Source organism: Methylomonas rhizoryzae, from assembly GCF_008632455.1.
GTDB lineage: Bacteria > Pseudomonadota > Gammaproteobacteria > Methylococcales > Methylomonadaceae > Methylomonas > Methylomonas rhizoryzae.
Map to the genome: position 1 here is coordinate 2,877,113 of NZ_CP043929.1, position 17,232 is coordinate 2,894,344.

At 55.7% G+C, this 17,232-nt stretch carries 10 protein-coding genes; 4 read left to right on the forward strand and 6 right to left on the reverse strand.

Annotated elements, in window-relative coordinates:
* Positions 1-48: 48 nt before the first annotated feature.
* The 3 genes from F1E05_RS12855 to F1E05_RS12865 form a co-directional block, all read right to left on the reverse strand.
* Complete coding sequence (locus F1E05_RS12855) at positions 49-408, reverse strand: PilZ domain-containing protein (protein WP_150049067.1); 360 nt, start codon at positions 406-408, stop codon at positions 49-51.
* Between the two features lie 303 nt (positions 409-711).
* Positions 712-3,081: an Ig-like domain repeat protein gene (locus F1E05_RS12860; RefSeq protein WP_150049068.1), complete on the reverse strand. Its 2,370-nt coding sequence runs from the start codon at positions 3,079-3,081 to the stop codon at positions 712-714.
* Positions 3,078-4,544: a hypothetical protein gene (locus tag F1E05_RS12865; RefSeq protein WP_150049070.1), complete on the reverse strand. Its 1,467-nt coding sequence runs from the start codon at positions 4,542-4,544 to the stop codon at positions 3,078-3,080. Before F1E05_RS12865 ends, F1E05_RS12860 begins: the two co-directional genes overlap by 4 nt.
* A gap of 786 nt (positions 4,545-5,330) precedes the next feature.
* On the opposite strand from F1E05_RS12865, the gene F1E05_RS12870 reads away from it, so the two are divergent.
* Genes F1E05_RS12870 through F1E05_RS12880 form a run of 3 tightly spaced genes read left to right on the forward strand, consistent with a single transcriptional unit; the run spans position 5,331 to position 9,206 of the window.
* Positions 5,331-6,224 (forward strand): hypothetical protein, encoded by an 894-nt coding sequence (locus F1E05_RS12870; protein ID WP_150049072.1) that lies wholly within the window; start codon positions 5,331-5,333, stop codon positions 6,222-6,224.
* 13 nt (positions 6,225-6,237) lie between these two features.
* Positions 6,238-8,304, forward strand: a complete 2,067-nt coding sequence (locus F1E05_RS12875) for a TonB-dependent receptor plug domain-containing protein (RefSeq protein WP_150049074.1) — start codon at positions 6,238-6,240, stop codon at positions 8,302-8,304.
* A gap of 8 nt (positions 8,305-8,312) precedes the next feature.
* Complete coding sequence (locus F1E05_RS12880) at positions 8,313-9,206, forward strand: tungsten ABC transporter permease (protein WP_190303133.1); 894 nt, start codon at positions 8,313-8,315, stop codon at positions 9,204-9,206.
* A 255-nt stretch (positions 9,207-9,461) separates the two neighbouring features.
* Here F1E05_RS12880 and F1E05_RS12885 read toward each other — a convergent pair whose 3' ends face one another.
* From F1E05_RS12885 to uvrB, 3 genes are all read right to left on the reverse strand, one after another.
* On the reverse strand, positions 9,462-10,367 hold the full coding sequence (locus F1E05_RS12885; protein ID WP_150049076.1) for a TOBE domain-containing protein: 906 nt from the start codon (positions 10,365-10,367) through the stop codon (positions 9,462-9,464).
* Positions 10,368-10,893: 526 nt separating this feature from the next.
* Positions 10,894-13,290: a phosphoketolase family protein gene (locus F1E05_RS12890; RefSeq protein ID WP_150049079.1), complete on the reverse strand. Its 2,397-nt coding sequence runs from the start codon at positions 13,288-13,290 to the stop codon at positions 10,894-10,896.
* A 237-nt stretch (positions 13,291-13,527) separates the two neighbouring features.
* Positions 13,528-15,627: an excinuclease ABC subunit UvrB gene (gene uvrB / locus F1E05_RS12895; protein ID WP_150049081.1), complete on the reverse strand. Its 2,100-nt coding sequence runs from the start codon at positions 15,625-15,627 to the stop codon at positions 13,528-13,530.
* A gap of 268 nt (positions 15,628-15,895) precedes the next feature.
* Here uvrB and F1E05_RS12900 point away from each other — a divergent pair, with 268 nt between their 5' ends.
* The gene (locus tag F1E05_RS12900) at positions 15,896-17,059 is read left to right on the forward strand and encodes a Fic family protein (RefSeq protein ID WP_150049083.1); all 1,164 of its coding nucleotides are present in this window, start codon (positions 15,896-15,898) and stop codon (positions 17,057-17,059) included.
* Positions 17,060-17,232 lie beyond the last annotated feature (173 nt).

Here is a 17,232-nt window from a genome sequence, read left to right on the forward strand (position 1 = left end):
ACAAGCAAGGCGGTACGGGACACACGCCCTGTGCCGCCTTGCGTACCTTTAATGGGTTTTGATAAAAACGGTGGTCTCGTCCAGTTCCACGCATTCGAACATTAAATCGTCGATCGAACCATGGACGTGATCGATGTAATGAATCCCGCACTCGTCGTCTGCGCTTTGGTGCTTTAACACCCCGTGCACGCAAAAAGGGGCGTTGGACTCCGGTAAAATCAAATTGATTTTAATGTTACCGGTTAAATGGGAAGCGATGGGTTTTTTCAATTTAACCCGAATTCCGCTGTAACTGATATCCAAAATATCCGCGTCCAGGGAAATTTCTCTATCCGCAGCGCTAACGGTTAAACCGGCTTGCAAACCTCTCGGTTTAATCCTTCTATGAACGCGCTTTTCTGACTTCATGCACCCTCCCTCATCTAGCACCCATACTTAACCGACCAAGTAGGTATTTTTGTTTCGATGTAGTGTAGAGACTTTTTTTAAAAAAACCATATTTTCATGGGGAATTAATGCTCCGCGCCGGCCCGAAGGCACATCCAGAAACCTAAAGTCCGCTTGGTCAAACCTGCGAGACCCGCAGATAGGCCACAAGCTGCAGCCGAAAATCAAAACTCAGCCTAGCCGTAAATGCAGCTTCCTGCGCATCGCACTGACCGGACACGCCTGAGCCACGCCGACCACCACTTTGTTCCAGGAGCAGCAAGCCTATCGAACGCTAGCCGCCTCGCTTAAGGTATCTCTGAATTCGGCCTGGACGCTGCCCGGCGCCGATACCAAATCGACAAACAGACGCCAGTTGCCGGCGATGCCGGCTTGACCTGTCGCCAACACGTCGCCGCCGGCTTTCAACTGCACCACTTCGACCAACGCATTGGCTTTGACGCCGCGCGACACGCCGCGCTTCCAGACGATTTTACCCCTAACCTCCAACTGCTGGCTTTGCGCATGCCAACGTGCAGCGCTTATCCGCACTCTCTCCACCGCCGCAGCCAATTCAGCATCAGGCAAATTCGCTTGTTGCGGCAACAGCACCTCGACTGTCAATTTCCGGTTCATAGATGATTTTCTCCCGTACAAACCGCTGGCCGATGCGCTGAAACGCACGCGTTTGCGGCGTTGAGCGTCGCTAGCTTGCGGCGTCCAACGCAGCACACCGGTTTGTTTTCCGCTCGCCTGATCGAAACTTTGCTCGAAGGTGGCACCGGCCGGCAGCCGGCCGGTATTCAAGGTAAGGATACGGTTCCAGCAATCGGACGCCGATACCTGCACTTGCAAGGTCTGGTTTGCCGGAATCGTCAATCGTTCAGGCAAATCATCCAACACCGGTCTACTGAATTTGCCGCAATCCGCGTCGTGGTTTTCCGGCGGTAGCACTCGAATTTTGACAGCGCTACCGATCACCTGTTTGCGTCCGTAAATTCCACTTACCGTCGCGCCGAACCGGATGGTTTTGACGGTGTCCACCTCGCCCTCGTTAGGTTGCCAAGTGAATTCGCCGATTTGCTTGACGGCGCCGGCATCGTAACGTTGCGAAAACTCCGCGCCCGCCGGCAATTTGTAGGTCTGCAACGCGATTTCACGCTGCCAGCAATCGGTCGCCGCCGTCGTTATATGCAGGGTATCGCCTACCCGGACGCTCCACACCGTCTGCATCGGCGCCATTTGCGGCTTGCTGGCGGGATTGCAAACCGCTTGTCCGGCTAACACGGTATAGCTTAATGATTTGGAATTGGAGGCCAGATTGCTACCGTCACCGGAATACAAGGCTCTAATTTTATGCATCCCTTGTTTCAGCGTGGCCTTGGTGCAACTCGCGCTACGGTGTTCCAATACCACCCCGCTGCACAGCGTTTGCGTTCCATCCATAAACGTGACGAGGCCGGCGGGGCCTAAACCGCCGCGGACGCTGGCAGTAAAAGTAACCGACGAACCGGCGGCGCTGCTATCCTGCGACGCGCTTAACACTGTCGTGGTCGAGTTGTCGCTGACCGTGCTCGGCTCGTCGACGTCTTGGCGTAGGATGTTCGCGGCAGTAGCCGGGTTAGACCCGTCGCCTGCATAGCGCGCGTTTATCCAATAGGTGCCGGTCAATATTTTATTGATCCGACACACGGCTTGGCCGCCGCTCAGCGGCACCGCCTCGCAACCGGCTATAGGCGTGTTGCCGTCGCTGAAGCTCACCGTGCCGGTCGGCGCATTCCCTCCCAACAGCAAGGCAGTAATATCGATGTTCTGCCTGTCATCAGCCGGATTGCCGGACGATATCAAACTCAATACAGCCGGAGCCTGGTCCGGAATATCGACCTCCAAAATCAAGTTCGGCTTCAGCCAATTGTTAACTCGGCCCTCGCTGCTGATAAAGCGCTTGACGGTGCGGGTTTGCTTCTCGTTGCCGGTCATGATCCAGCCGAAATTGCTTGACGGATCGGTCAGCCAGGCGTTCAACGCGTCGGTCATCGCCGCGCTGTTCCATACGTAAACGGAACGCCTATCGCCGCCGACGCTCAACGGCCCGACTTGCCGGCTGACCAACACGGCGGAATCGAAGGAAGCGCCCGGCGTATTCCAGGTCAAACCGTTGGGATTGTCCGTGCTCGGCCAGCTGCGGTAATACCAGGTACTGTCGCCCGGCTCGGCGGACGCTCCCTGCCCTGGCGTGCCCAAGGCATCGGAATTGGAAGCCCCGGTGCTCCAGGCTTCGGTAACGGTGTGCAGCGACAGCGTCTGATAATCGCTGCTCGGCTCCCGGTCGCAAAATAAGGTCAAGCGCGCATCCGTTACCACGCTGCCCGCCGGCAATACGTTCAGGTCGAATTGCAGCAGACTGCGGCGCGCACTGCCGGTACCGTTGGTACCTACAAACAGCGTTTCACCGGCCCCGTTGGAATGTGTGGCAAAAGTAAACGTCGTCACGCCGTCGTCGGCGTATATCGGCGTGTCCTGAGAGGGTAACAGAGTCACCGTCGTCGGCCGGACCGGCGCAGACCACGCCATCGCCAAAATCACTCCGCAACACGCTAACGGATTCGACCGGCGTTGAGCTTCGTAAGCGTATCCATGTAAAAACGCGCTCATGGGCGTACCTTTAACGCTTTAGCCTCACTCGTTCTCCCGCGAAATACCGCTGAAACGCTGGTAGGTGTAGAGCTCATACTCGAGGGCAAAGCGAAACTGGCTTTCCACTGACCGGATAGCGGCGCTTGAACCTCCAGCAATAGGTTTTGTCCGTCGCCATCCAGCACTTGCACGGCTCTGGCAATTGCCAGCGCACGTTGTGCGCGGGTGCTGCCTTTTTGCCAAACGATACGCCCCCGCACGTCCATTTGATTATTACCGGTACGGTATAGGGCACGACTGACAGTAATATTCGCCACTACCGCTTCGGCGGCGGCATCGGTATCAGTACCGGGCAGCGGCGGCAATACGCTGATTTTGCTTTGCCGGACCAGCGATGATTTGCTACCGGTTTGGGTTTTAAGCACGGTTTTAAAGCGCACACTTTTGCTTTTACCCACGTCGGCTAAAGACGGCGTCCAGTTGAACAACGCTTTCTGTTTGCCCAGTTCGTCATCGAAGTCCTGAGTAAAGCTGGCGGTTTTAGGCAATCCCGCCGCGCGAATTTCCACCGAGCGGTTTTGGCAATCGTACCCCGTTACGTAAAAGCCTACAGCCTGCCCGGCGCGTACTTGCCATTGATTTTGAATGGCATCTTCCAACGGTCGTTTATCGCTACAAGACCAAACCGGCGTCGGGGTCTCGCCGTTCGAGTCGTCGTCACCGCCGGCCGGTTTAAGATCCGCAGTCACCCAAATGCCGGGGTGCGCGTCCGGCTTAGTCAGTTGATTGATGAGATACACCACTTGATTGTCAGCCGGTGTTCCCAACAGCGACAGATAGCCGCCCGCTTTGATGTCGTTGAGCAGATTTACGGTTTTGATCAAAGAATACGTCGCCGAAAAACAGGGCGGCTGAGTCGGAGCAAAACTGCCGCCCCCGCAGGCCGTAGTGCCGTTGTAATCGCCGCCGGCCCAGTAAAATCCGGAATCAGGTGCAACGGTTTCTATGGTCGCACCGTTGAAGTAACTTTCGCGGTTGTTCCAGGTAAAGTCCGGCCGACTGCGGCCGGTAGCGCCGGCGGCGGAAGGGTCGAACCAAGCGTCGTTACTAAGCCAGGACAAATTGAAATATCCCGGATTCGGCACGTTGAATTGGGCATTGTTCGCCGGTACGCCGGTGATGGAAAAGTTGGAATAGAACCTTACCGTCACGTCGGTCACATCCCATTGCCCGGCCCCGAACTGCGCATCGAAACCGGCCTTGATGCCGGCCATGTCGTAAGCCACGACGGCATACATCGTCCTGGGATAGCTCACTCCTTGCACCGGGTTGGCGACGTCGGCGGAGATCATCATCGCCCCGTAACCGGAATTGTCGCTGCTTGCGCCCGCCCCGCCGCTGCCGGTTCCCGGATCGGAACTCAAAAAAGTATCGGCAATGGCCTCGACGCCAAGCGTGGTCTCGGCCGCAACGGAACGCATAGGCAACATCGCTCCGAATAGCGCGGCCACCGCACACATGCGGCCCGAGCTTGTCATATACCCGCAACTTATAAATCTGCGTTTCCGCACCGATATTGTCTGTATCACCGCAACCTCCGCTCCGATCTTGCATTCGGCAAAGTCTGACTAAAAGCATTTTATGTATTTTTATACATAAATTACCCTATGAACAACTTTTCACCCCGAAATCCCTTCCAATCCGAGCCGGACTACCCCCTAAGCGCCGGACGATGGCAGCACAATGGCAAAAATTTTTAACAAACTGTTTTAAATTGATTTTTTATAAATTTCCTTCTCAATTACCGGTTCACATTTGCAGTATGACGACGCCCTCTCATTAGCGAGAATTTCCTCCTATTGCAACACGAATAGAAAATGATCATTTCCTTACCATGCATAATGACATTGTGAAAAACTGAATTTATTTTACATAAATTATTGTATTTATTAAATTAAATACACAATAACACCTGGAACATTAGCAGAGGTGCTTTGCTGCTAGTCGGCACATCAACAGCACTCGCGCCGGACGGCCCAATTTTTAGCCGATTGACCGCCAGTCTAGTTATGTATTAATGTTCATTTCGAAGACTGAATGTGAGACAGATCACACTGGCAGCAGCCGATGTCGGCTCGGTTTATTCAGTCTGACGGCGATACGGAGCCACTTAATTCGAATCAATATCGCCAAGTTGTTGCGACATCTCGCTTAGGACCGGCACTGCGGCCGGACCTTAAGCTCCATTTTCCATAGGAGACATTCAAATGAACCAAACCAGACACATCCCTTCCGCCGTCGCCGCAGCCGTAGCGGCTACTCTGGCAGGATACGCCGACGCTTCTTTCGCCTCGCTGACGTTGAGCACCGAAGCCACCGCCGACACCTTTCTTACCAGCTATTCGGTGCAAGCCAATTCCAATATGTCCAGTTACGGAGCGATGATGATTTCCTCGCCGCAGGCCGATCTCGTGCAAGGCATCAGCGAGGTGCGCAGCATGGAAAATCTGGTGTCTTACGATACGGCGGCCATCAAGTCCGGCTTCGACAGCGCCTACGGCAGCGGCAACTGGCACGTTACCGACGTACAACTGAAGTGGTATACCAATTTCGACATCGAAGGCGTACCGGCTAACAACAACCAATTCAACGTACCCCACGCCGGCTACTTCGGCATTTCCTATTTCAACGACGACGATTGGTTCGACCCGGCAACCGCCGGATTAACCGGTTTAACCAACAGCGATCTGACCTGGAATTCGGTTTACGGTAGCGGCGGCACCTACAGCGATTTATTTTCGGGCGAGGAAGCCTTAGGCACGTTTTATTATCCGACCGGCACCACCAACGGCACGACCGACTGCGTCAGCACGCCTTGTGCACCGCGCTTCTGGGATTTGGATTTAGCGACCGCCCTAGTGAACGACATCATGTCCGGCGACTTTTTGTCTTTCCACGGTTACGCCGCCGACGATCAAGTCGTATATCTGGTCAACCAACTGACCAAGCCCGGCGCACACCCGCAAATTTACATCACCGCCGACGTCAATCCGGCGCAAGTCCCGTTGCCGGCCTCGGCTTGGCTGTTTTTAAGCGCGATAACCGGCTTGTTGAGCTACAACAAACACCGCCGTTCCCCGTACACGGCGGTTTCGGCTTAAGCCGGTTGCAGTTATGTTGCCGCCGGTTGCTTCCTGCCCCCAACCGCGCAATGCGGTGCAATCGGCGGCAACGCCCAAGCGGCGTTTCTCTGGAATAGCGCTGTTCAGCATAGCCTTACGAGTACAAGCCGAAACCATGATGCCCGAATTCGTGGTTACCGCGAACCGGCTCAGCGAGATGGAGCAGCGTTACCCCGACTTACAGGAAGACAGCGGACTCAATCCTTACCGGGTTGCACCCAGCAGCCGCTTATCGGTACAAAAATTCAGCGCCGAACAGATCGAAGCCTTGAAACCTACCGACATCTTCGATTTGCTGAACCACGCGGTCGGAGTACTGACGCTGTATCAGGGCCGCAAAATTCCATACTCGGTGCGTATTCGCGGCGATTTGTATTTCGGCTACATCATCGACGGCGTCTACGTGCCGTCGGAAGCCGGCGCCCGCATCTTGCAAAACCTGCCGGTCGCCGCAATCGAACAAGTCGAAGTTGTGCGCGACTCGACCGCGCTGACCTTAGGGCCCATGGTCGATTTCGGCCGTCCATCCGGCGCACCGAACGACGGTTTCATCATCGTCCGCACCCGGCGGCCCTTGAAAACCGAAGCCGGCGCATTGGCCCGCACCGAAAGTTTCCAGACCGATTCGGAATCGGTCCACGCCGGCAGCGCAGGCGACTTGGGTTATGCCTCCGCCCGTCTGAATCACTACCAAACCGACGGCAAAACCGACTATTACATGGCCAAAGAGTCCAATTCCGGCATGTTGCGCGCCGGCTTGGATTTATTCGGCCTGCGCGGCGAATTCGCCGCCTACCATGACGAAACCCGCCAGCAAATCCAAGCCGGCGACCCGAAAGAAACGCTATTAGGCTTGCAGCGCTGGCAACTGGCGCCGCTGCGCACCACCTTCTGGGGCGGCACCTTGAGCAGCCAATTCAACGGCATCTGGGGCGAAGAGCATTCCACGGTATTTACGGCATCCGGTTTTCACGTGGACGCCAATCAGATTAACGGCACCCTCTTGCCAGGCATTGCGCCCAGCATGATTCCCAATCTGGAAGATTTGGCCGGCTACGATCTGAAGCACACCGTCCGTTTCGGCGACACGTTGCTGCGCATCGGCGGCCAACACATGCATTGGGATACGCCGACCGGTGCCTCCTATTACGAAAATTTTCCGCGTGAGGAAATCATCCGCGGTGCATTCGCTACCTTGGAACAGGGTTTGTTCGACCGCTTGCTGACTATCGACTTAGCCGGCCGTTTGGACGATCAATTCATCATCAAAGGGGTAGACCATTATTACGCCGATCCGATGCGCTATTCTCTGCCGGACATTGTCAACCGCAACTTGCCGGCCAGCCGTTTCGCAACGTTAGGCTTCTCTTTGCAACCCGGCGATTATCTGAAATTCAACGGCCGCGCCTATTACGCCCAACAAGGTGCGGTACAAACCGTGATTCCGCTTCCCGGCATACAACTGCATCCGGAAGGGCAAAAGAAGGCCGAACTCGGTTTGACCTACGAACGCTGGGCCGCATTTCATCCGGCCTTAACCGGATTTTTCGTCCGTATCCAAAACGTCAAATACCCGGCCCGCTCGGTACGCGACCGCGAAGGCATCGTCACCACCGAGTGGAACGAGACCAACACCAACCGCTACGGTTTCGAGTTCATGCTGAACGGCCAATTCCGTTCGGCCTTAGGCAACAGCCGTTACCGATTCGGCTGGACGTACATCAGCGGCGATACCACCACCCAAGACTACGGCCGCACCGCACCGCCCAACACCTATACCTTCAGCCTGCAACACGACGCCGATCCCTGGCAAATCAATCTGTCCTTATTGCGAGTGGAGAAGTTTTTTTCCAATTGGAAAGCGGTAGACGGCCGCTTGCATCCCATCGGCGACTTTTTGCGCATGGACGCCAATCTGTCCCGCAGTTTTCAAGCCGGCCCGGCTGTTACCCGGCTGTCATTGTACGGGCGCAATTTGCTCGGCCAAAACTACGAAACCCAGCTCGGTTTCCGCGATCCCGGTGCGATGCTTGGCATCGAATTACGACTAGACCTGTAGGACTTACCATGAAAATCAAGTCACTGCTCCACCTGCTACCCTTGCTGCTACCGATTTTTTCGGCTTGCCCTCTCCCCGCCGGCGCCGACCCGAACCCACTACGCGTTGCGGTGGTCGGCGGTCTGGCGTTATGCGGTGTTTGGGACAAACTCACGCCGCGGATCGAAGCGGCCACCGCTATCAAACTAGTCACCGTCTCCGCGGATAACAAAGAAGGCATTCTGCCGGACTTCAGCAACGGCAAAGCCGATTTGTTACTGGTGCACGGCGGTGACGAAACCTTTCAACTGCAAGCCTTAGGCATAGGCGGCCGCCAGCAAGTTTGGGGTTTTAACGAACACGTGGTGGTCGGGCCGGAAAACGACCCGGCCGGTATTGGCGCCGCACCCAATGCCGCAGCCGCGTTTAAACGAATCGCCGCAGCCCACGCGCCGTTCCTTGCGTTCCGCGACCCCGGCAGCCACGCGATGGTACAGAAAATCTGGCGCCGTGCCGGCATTCGGCCGACGCCGGATTGGGTGCTACCGGACGAAACCGCCGACCCGCACGACATCCTGACTTTCGCCTCCGCCCGCCGTGCCTACGTGGTGGTCGGCCACATCCCGGTCGCTTTCGGTAAATTGCGCGGCGACGGCCTGAAAGTCTTGCTGAAGGGCGACGCCAACCTGCGTAAAGCCTACGTTGTCATGGAACCCGGAAAAATCCATTCCGCTTCGCCGCAAACCAGACAGCAAGCCGCCAAAGTCGCCGACTTTCTGGTATCGCCGGCCGGCCAGGCCGCGCTGGTCAGTGCCGATGCCGAAGCAGGCGGTCCTTGGCTGTTCTCGCTGGCCGGCGCCAAGGACACCGGCGGACCGGGCAGCGACCAAGGCCGCAGGCAAACAAGCAGCGGGGAAGAATGAGACTGGCGGCAGGATTCGCTGATTTTCCGGTCTTCCCGTTCGAGCCCGGCCGGGGGGATAGCGCTTAGCCATCACAAATTACTTCCCCAAGTTGAAAGGCTGCCGCTTTTTGAGCTGCTGTCGCGTCGGCTTCATTTAACGTCGGCTCGCACCGACGCCGCCGCAGCGCGAGAGCCTGGAATGCCCGAGTCAACCGACACCCGGCCGCTACTTGATCCTGAACCTAAAGGATTTGAACGAAGTTTTCCGGGGGAGCTAATACTCGGGTGCATTCATATGCCGATCCGAACTATCGTCCGTTTTACCCATTTCGAACGGGTTACCTACGCTAGTCCGTACCTCGCTTTCGTTTCGCGCGGCCAACATCACTGCGTTGCTTTTGAACATGGCACCGACAATGACGCCGGGTTTTAACCCCATTCGCCCTGCGCTGGTTTGGGTAATCGTCGCAACCACACTGTCGGCGTAATCCAAACGAATCAATACTTCGGCGTCAACCCCATCGTCGCGAATTCGCACGACCTGTCCGACTAAACAATTGCGCGCCGAAACGTGTTGTAGACTCCAATCCGCAATGACGCCTATTTCCGCGGCATTAACCGATACCACGACGTCTTGATTCAAGCCGATTTGCAACGGCGCGAGTTCCGCTAAAGCTAAGGTCACCACGATGCGGGCGCCGCTTTTTAAGATCACATCGATTTCTGCGTCTATCTCCCCGGCCCGCATGCTTTTGACCGTACCAAACCATTGGTTAGCCGCAGTCGTCTTAATCGCTAAAGGTTTTAACAGTCGCAACAACTGCGGGTCTTCGGCTAAGCGTCTATTCAAATGGTCGATAAATTCGGCATGTTCTTGTTCCAGCTGCTTGAAAACGCTAACCAAATACTTGCCGGCCGCAGTCAATTTCGAATTACCGCCCCGGAAGCCGCCGCTGGCCGCCGACACCAACACCGTGGGCGCTAAGTTATTGGCCCGTTCCAACATCAGCCAAGCGCCCTTGTAGCTCAAGCCTACCCGCTTAGCCGCCATGTTCAACGAGCCGACTTCTTCGATAGCCGCCAACAAGCCGATGATGCGCCTATCCAGCGCCCCCACTAAGCGCAAATCGGCGCTTAACCATGTCGGCAGTCTGTCACTGGATTGCGACTGTTCTCCCATATTGAATTCCTATCTCGTCAAATTGACCGCACAGATCAAACTCCCCCTTTAATCGTCCCCCCCCAACGATGGCCGATTGAGACGAATGCCTAGCCCACCTTATTGAAGCGCCATGGTCTTCAACCTCTCGGCCGACCGCCATATTATCGCTCCGCCGCATAAACAAGTCGCCCCGAACAGCTTCTCATCGGCCATAAAAAAATAACATTATGATTTTTAAAGAAAAACATCAATTTTAGCGACAAACATGCGCGAACCTCATAGCGAAAGGTCGTCAACGCGCACTGAAACCTTTGAAGGATAAACGGACATAGATCCTAGGCCGAAACAACCGAAGACAGCGGGCTGCATGCGCGGTTGCTGTGCCGGCAAATCGGCCGCCCTGCCGATTTGCCCGTTCAAATCCTTCGCTACTCGGCGCGGCAAACGCGGAATCCAAGCCGCGTATCGGTAAGTTTGAAAAATTGGCGAATCAATAGCGGAGCGCGGGACGGCCGCGCAATCGTTCAAAACCCGGCCGACCTGTTTACCAAGGCCATTGCCATTGATCTTCTTCCGGCAAATCGGTGCCCATTTCATACGCGTAATTGCGGCATTCGATTTGCCGGTCGCGCAATTTTTCCTTGACGTGGGCGCCGGACACTTGCAAGGCCGGAATGCGATTGATCGCATCGATCGCCAGACTGAAACGGTCGATCTCGTTTTGTATCGCCAGTTCCAAAGGCGTATTGATACTGCCCTTCTCCTTGTAGCCGCGCACGTGCAGGTTTTTGTGGTTGTTGCGTCTATACGCCAACCGATGGATCAACCACGGGTAGCCGTGAAAGTTGAATATCACCGGCTTGTTCAAGGTAAACAGGCTGTCGAAATCGCGGTCGGACAAGCCGTGTGGATGTTCGCCGGCCGGCACCAGTTTGTATAAGTCGACCACGTTGACGAAACGGATTTTCAGATCCGGAAAGTTTTGCCGCAACAACACCGTCGCCGCCAACGCTTCCTTAGTCGGAATGTCGCCGGCGCTGGCCATGACCAAATCCGGTTCGCTGCCGCCGTCGTTGCTGGCCCAGGCCCAGATGCCTATGCCTTTGGTGCAATGTTTGATCGCCGCGTCCATGTCCAGATACTGCAAATGTTTTTGTTTGTCGCAGACGATCACGTTGATGTAATCGACGCTGTTCAAACAATGGTTGGCCACCGACAACAAGCAATTGACGTCCGGCGGCAGATAGATGCGGCTGACCTCCGGGCTTTTGTTGACCACCACATCCAGAAAGCCCGGGTCCTGATGGGTGAAACCGTTATGATCCTGGCGCCAAACGGTGGAAGTAATCAATAAATTCAACGAAGCCACCGGCGCCCGCCAGGACGCCGCCCTGGACATTGCCAGCCATTTGGCGTGCTGGTTGAACATGGAATCGATTACGTGCACAAAGGCTTCGTAAGTGGAAAAAAAGCCGTGTCGGCCGGTCAGCAAATAGCCTTCCAACCAACCTTCCAGCGTATGCTCGGACAGCATTTCCATCACCCGGCCGTCCGCCGCCAGCTCGCCGCCGTCCGCATCTTCCGGCAGGTAATCAGCCAACCAGACCTTTTTACTGACCTGATACACGTCGTCGAGTTTGTTGGAGGTATTTTCGTCCGGGCCGAACACCCGGAAATTGTGCATGTTCTCCTGCATGATGTCGCGCAAGAACTGGCCCAAGGGCCGGGTGTTTTCCGCCGATACCTTGCCCGGCGCCGGCACGATTTGCGCATACTCTCTGAAATCCGGCATCCTCAAGGCCTTGCGCAACAAACCGCCGTTGGCGTGCGGATTGGCGCTCATTCTGCGATTGCCTCGCGGCGCCAACTCTTTCAGTTCGGCATGCAAGCTGCCGCCGACATCGAACAACTCTTCCGGTCTGTAGCTGCGCAGCCACTGCTCCAACTGCTGCAGATGGGCGGGATTGTCGCGCACCCCGGCCAAAGGCACCTGATGGGCCCGCCAAAATCCTTCCACCTTATGCCCGTCCACTTCGCCGGGGCCGGTCCAGCCTTTAGGGCTGCGCAGCACAATCATGGGCCAGCGCGGCCGGCTTGCTATCCCGCTCATCCTGGCCTGTTGCTGAATGCGGCGGATTTCCAATACGCAGGCCTCCAAAACGACGGCCATACGCTGGTGCATCGCGGCCGGCTCGCTGCCTTCCACAAAATACGGCTGGTAGCCGTAACCTAAAAACAACTGCTCCAATTCCTGGTGGGAAATGCGCGACAGCAGCGTCGGATTGTTAATTTTGTAACCGTTCAAATGCAGGATGGGCAGCACCGCGCCGTCGCGTAGCGGATTCAAAAACTTGTTACTGTGCCAGGATGTCGCCAGCGGCCCGGTTTCCGATTCGCCGTCGCCGACCGCCACGGCAACCAGCAAGTCGGGGTTGTCGAAGGCCGCGCCGTAAGCGTGCGAAATGCTGTACCCCAATTCACCGCCTTCGTGTATCGAACCCGGCAGTTCCGGCGTGCAATGGCTGCCTACGCCACCCGGAAAGGAAAATTCCTTGAAAAATTCCAGCATGCCTTGTTCGTCTTCCCCCTTGTTCGGATAGACTTCGGCATAAGTCCCTTCCAAATACACCGGCGCCAAAACGCCGGGCGCACCGTGACCGGGGCCGGCCAAGAAGATGGCGTTTAAATCGTATTTTTTGATCAGGCGGTTCAAATGCACATACATAAAACTCAAGCCCGGACTGGATCCCCAGTGCCCCAGCAATCGCTGTTTGATGTGTTCCGGCTGAAGCGGCTCTTTCAACAACGGGTTGTCGCGCAAATAAATCATTCCGGCCGCCAAATAATTACAGGCGCGCCAAAATGCATCTATGCGCTGCAATTCGCCCACGTCGGGCACGGTTACGGAGTCGGGGGAAATAGGCGTCGCATGTTCTAACATTCGGGGTCTCCTTTCTGCAATACGTCCTCATCCCGCCAGGCGCGGTAGTCGCAAAAGATAGGTCGGGCTGAACGCAACAACGCCCAACCTGCATCATTGCTTTTACGACATTCCCCTAGGCCGGAAGAGTCGCCGGTCGAATAGTAACGATAACCCGATAATAGTAGCCGTTAACCGCTAACAATGTATGACAGTGGCATGTCGGCGCTCAAACGGGCGCGCGTCGACCCGGCTCGGCTAAACCACCATTTCCGCCTGCAGTAATTTAATTTGATCGCGAATGCGCGCCGCGTCCTCGAATTCCAGATTTTTGGCGTGCTGATACATCTGTTCTTCCAATTGTTTCAGCAATTTCGCTGCCTGCTTGGGCTTCATCGCCTTGTATTGGGCCGCGGGTTCGGCCACTTTAGCCCGCGTACCGGCAATAGAGCTCCCACCGGCACCGGGGATAGACAATTCCAAGATGTCCTTGACCGATTTGAATATCGTTTTCGGTTGAATGTTGTGCTCCAAATTAAAGCGAATTTGCTTGTCGCGCCGCCGTTCGGTTTCCTCTATGGCTTGCTGCATGGAATGAGTGATCTTATCGCCGTACAAAATCACCGTGCCGTTGACGTTGCGAGCGGCCCGGCCTATGGTTTGAATCAACGAGGTCAAAGAACGCAGAAAGCCTTCCTTGTCCGCATCCAATATCGCTACCAGCGATACTTCCGGTATGTCCAACCCTTCGCGCAACAGATTGATCCCGACTAACACGTCGAATACGCCCAGGCGCAAATCGCGGATGATCTCCACCCGTTCCACGGTCTCGATATCCGAATGCAGATAGCGCACTTTAACGCCGTGTTCCATCAAGTAATCGGTCAAATCCTCGGACATGCGTTTGGTCAAGGTGGTCACCAACACCCGCTCTTGAACGGCGACCCGCTTGGTGATTTCCGACAATAAATCTTCCACCTGCGTGCTTGCCGGACGCACTTGCACCTGCGGGTCCACCAAGCCGGTCGGCCGCACCACCTGCTCGATCACTGCGCCGGCATGCTGCTTTTCGTAAGCCCCCGGCGTCGCCGACACGTAAATGCGCTGACCGCAAATCAGTTCGAACTCCTCGAAGCGCAACGGCCGGTTATCCAAGGCCGACGGCAGGCGAAAGCCGTATTCCACCAAGGTTTCCTTGCGCGAGCGGTCGCCCTTGTACATCGCGCCGATTTGCGGCACGGTCACGTGGCTTTCGTCGATGATCACCAACGCATCCTTGGGCAAATAATCGAACATGGTCGGCGGCGATTCGCCCGGACCGCGGCTGGACAAATGCCGCGAGTAATTTTCGATGCCGGAGCAATAGCCGACCTCCAAAATCATTTCGATGTCGAACAGCGTGCGCTGCTCCAGCCGCTGGGCTTCGACCAATTTATTGTTATCGCGCAAATACTCCAAGCGTTCGGCCAGTTCCAGCTTGATTTTTTCCACCGCTTCCAGCAATTGATCGCGCGGCGTCACATAATGGCTTTTCGGATAAATCGTATAGCGGGCCATGCGCTGCGTGACTTCGCCGGTCAAAGGGTCGAACATGGACAGCCGCTCCACTTCGTCGTCGAACAACTCTATCCGCACCGCCTGTTCTTCCGATTCTGCAGGAAACACGTCGATCACCTCGCCGCGCACCCGGTAGGTGCCGCGCCGCAATTCGGTGTCGTTGCGGGTATATTGCATCTCGGTCAAACGGCGCAGGATGTCGCGCTGCTTGATCAAATCGCCGCGCACCAAATGCAGCACCATCCGAAAATAAGACTCCGGCTCGCCCAAGCCGTAAATCGCCGACACGGTCGCTACTACCACTGTATCGCGCCGCTCCAGCAAGGCTTTGGTAGCCGACAAACGCATTTGCTCGATGTGTTCGTTTAGCGAAGCGTCTTTGTCGATAAAGGTATCGGAGGACGGAATGTAAGCCTCCGGCTGGTAATAGTCGTAATACGAGACGAAATACTCGACGCTGTTCTCCGGAAAAAACTCCTTCATCTCTCCGTACAGCTGCGCCGCCAGCGTTTTGTTGGGCGCCAGTATCATGGCCGGCCGCTGGGTGCGTTCAATCACGTTGGCGATAGTGAAGGTTTTGCCCGAACCGGTGACTCCGAGCAAGGTTTGATGCACCTCGCCGTCGTGGATACCTTCCACCAGCCGGGCGATAGCGGTCGGCTGATCGCCGGCCGGTTGATAGCGCGATTCGATTTTGAACTCTTTATGCGCGGGTTGGCGCGGGGCCGGTTGCGGCTTTTTCTCCGGAATAACCCCGGTAATCGCCGTCTGACTGATTTCCATGCGTCGCCTGACTGCCATCGTCGTTCTCGATAAGGTTGCAAGAATTGAAAACTTACTGAGTGTTAGGGTTTTCTGCAAGCCGCAATCGCCACCAGCTTCAGTACAAACGCAATTCCACGCCGGACTGATGCCAAGTATTGATGTATCCGCCTAACCGGTTTTCAAGATAATATTTCGGCTGATTCAAGATAATATGTCAGCGACGTAACCGTAACTTTTTGATATTGTTTGTCAATACAAACGATATTAAAGATATAAGAAACGTCACTTCAAGAAAACCGATACCATGCCCGCATTTAACCACTACGATTTGGCTCTGCTCAATCCGGCGTTCGATTCGCCGTTGGTGGACGTGTTGACGGAGCTCGAATACCTGCGGCGTTTGCAATTGAGCGGCACCACGCCACCACAGGTGTTTTTTCAACTGAAACGAATTTTCCACATGCTGGAAAGTTTGGGCTCGGCACGGATCGAGGGCAATCACACAACCCTGGCCGATTACGTGGAGAGCAAGCTGGGCGGCGGCCCGCAACCGCCGAGCGACCAGTTGCGCGAAATGGTCAACCTCGAAACCGCGATGGACTTCATCGAAGAACACTTTGATCCCGGCAAGGAACTGACCGAATACTTGATCCGCGAACTGCACGCGATGACGGTCGATAGCCTGGAACGCGAAGGCGACGCCACGCCCGGCGCATATCGGCAACGGCCGGTACAAATCGCACAGGCGGAACATTTACCGCCCGAAGCACTGTTGGTGCCCGGTTACATGGCGGAGCTAGTGACTTTTATCAACGCGGGCGATCCCAAAAAATACGACTTGATTAAAGTCGCCTTAGCTCATCATCGCTTTGGCTGGATACACCCGTTCGGTAACGGCAACGGCCGCGTCGTCCGATTGTTAACCTATGCGCTGCTGATCAAATACGGATTTAACGTCAATACCGGCGGCCGGGTACTAAACCCGACCGCCGTATTTTGCAACGACCGCGACCGCTATTACGCCATGCTCGCACAAGCCGATAAAGGCACAGTCGAGGGTTTGGAAAGCTGGTGCGTCTACGTACTGCAAGGCATTTTGGACGAATTGCGCAAACTGGACCAATTGGCCGACTTCGGCTATTTGGGCGCCAAAATCCTGGCCCCGGCATTAGCCTACGCCCGCGAGCGGGAATTGATCACGGCGCAGGAAGAAAAGATTCTGCATATCGCGGCAAAAGCCGGAACAGCCAAAGCCGCGGATTTCGAAAGTGCCATGCCCAACATGACCGGCATGCAACGCACCTATCAAATCAAAAAGCTGGTCGAACGCCAAATGCTGCAACCCCTCAAACCCGGCGCAAGACAATACACGATAGGCTTCAGCAGCAGTTTTTTGATACGCGGCGTGATATTGGCGTTGTCGAACGAAGGGTTTGTTCCGGCTTCTTTGCACAGTGCGCCGGGTTAGTTAGAGAAACCGGATGTATTACCCTGGGGCGGTTACCGCGAAGGCCGCTACGCCTCCACCAAGGTCAGAAGCTTCATCGATTTGATTGCCGAGCGCTTGAAACGGGAAGCGAGGTGGTTGTGAGGCGGATAAGCGCGGCTTTAGGTGCCACTGTCTGTAACAGCGCTCGTCAT

Coding starts and splice junctions, on each gene's coding strand:
- F1E05_RS12855 (WP_150049067.1), bottom strand. CDS start 408: ATGAAGTCAGAAAAGCGCGTTCATAGAAGGATTAAACCGAGAGGTTTG.
- F1E05_RS12860 (WP_150049068.1), bottom strand. CDS start 3,081: ATGAGCGCGTTTTTACATGGATACGCTTACGAAGCTCAACGCCGGTCG.
- F1E05_RS12865 (WP_150049070.1), bottom strand. CDS start 4,544: ATGCGTTCCGTTGCGGCCGAGACCACGCTTGGCGTCGAGGCCATTGCC.
- F1E05_RS12870 (WP_150049072.1), top strand. CDS start 5,331: ATGAACCAAACCAGACACATCCCTTCCGCCGTCGCCGCAGCCGTAGCG.
- F1E05_RS12875 (WP_150049074.1), top strand. CDS start 6,238: ATGTTGCCGCCGGTTGCTTCCTGCCCCCAACCGCGCAATGCGGTGCAA.
- F1E05_RS12880 (WP_190303133.1), top strand. CDS start 8,313: ATGAAAATCAAGTCACTGCTCCACCTGCTACCCTTGCTGCTACCGATT.
- F1E05_RS12885 (WP_150049076.1), bottom strand. CDS start 10,367: ATGGGAGAACAGTCGCAATCCAGTGACAGACTGCCGACATGGTTAAGC.
- F1E05_RS12890 (WP_150049079.1), bottom strand. CDS start 13,290: ATGTTAGAACATGCGACGCCTATTTCCCCCGACTCCGTAACCGTGCCC.
- uvrB (WP_150049081.1), bottom strand. CDS start 15,627: ATGGCAGTCAGGCGACGCATGGAAATCAGTCAGACGGCGATTACCGGG.
- F1E05_RS12900 (WP_150049083.1), top strand. CDS start 15,896: ATGCCCGCATTTAACCACTACGATTTGGCTCTGCTCAATCCGGCGTTC.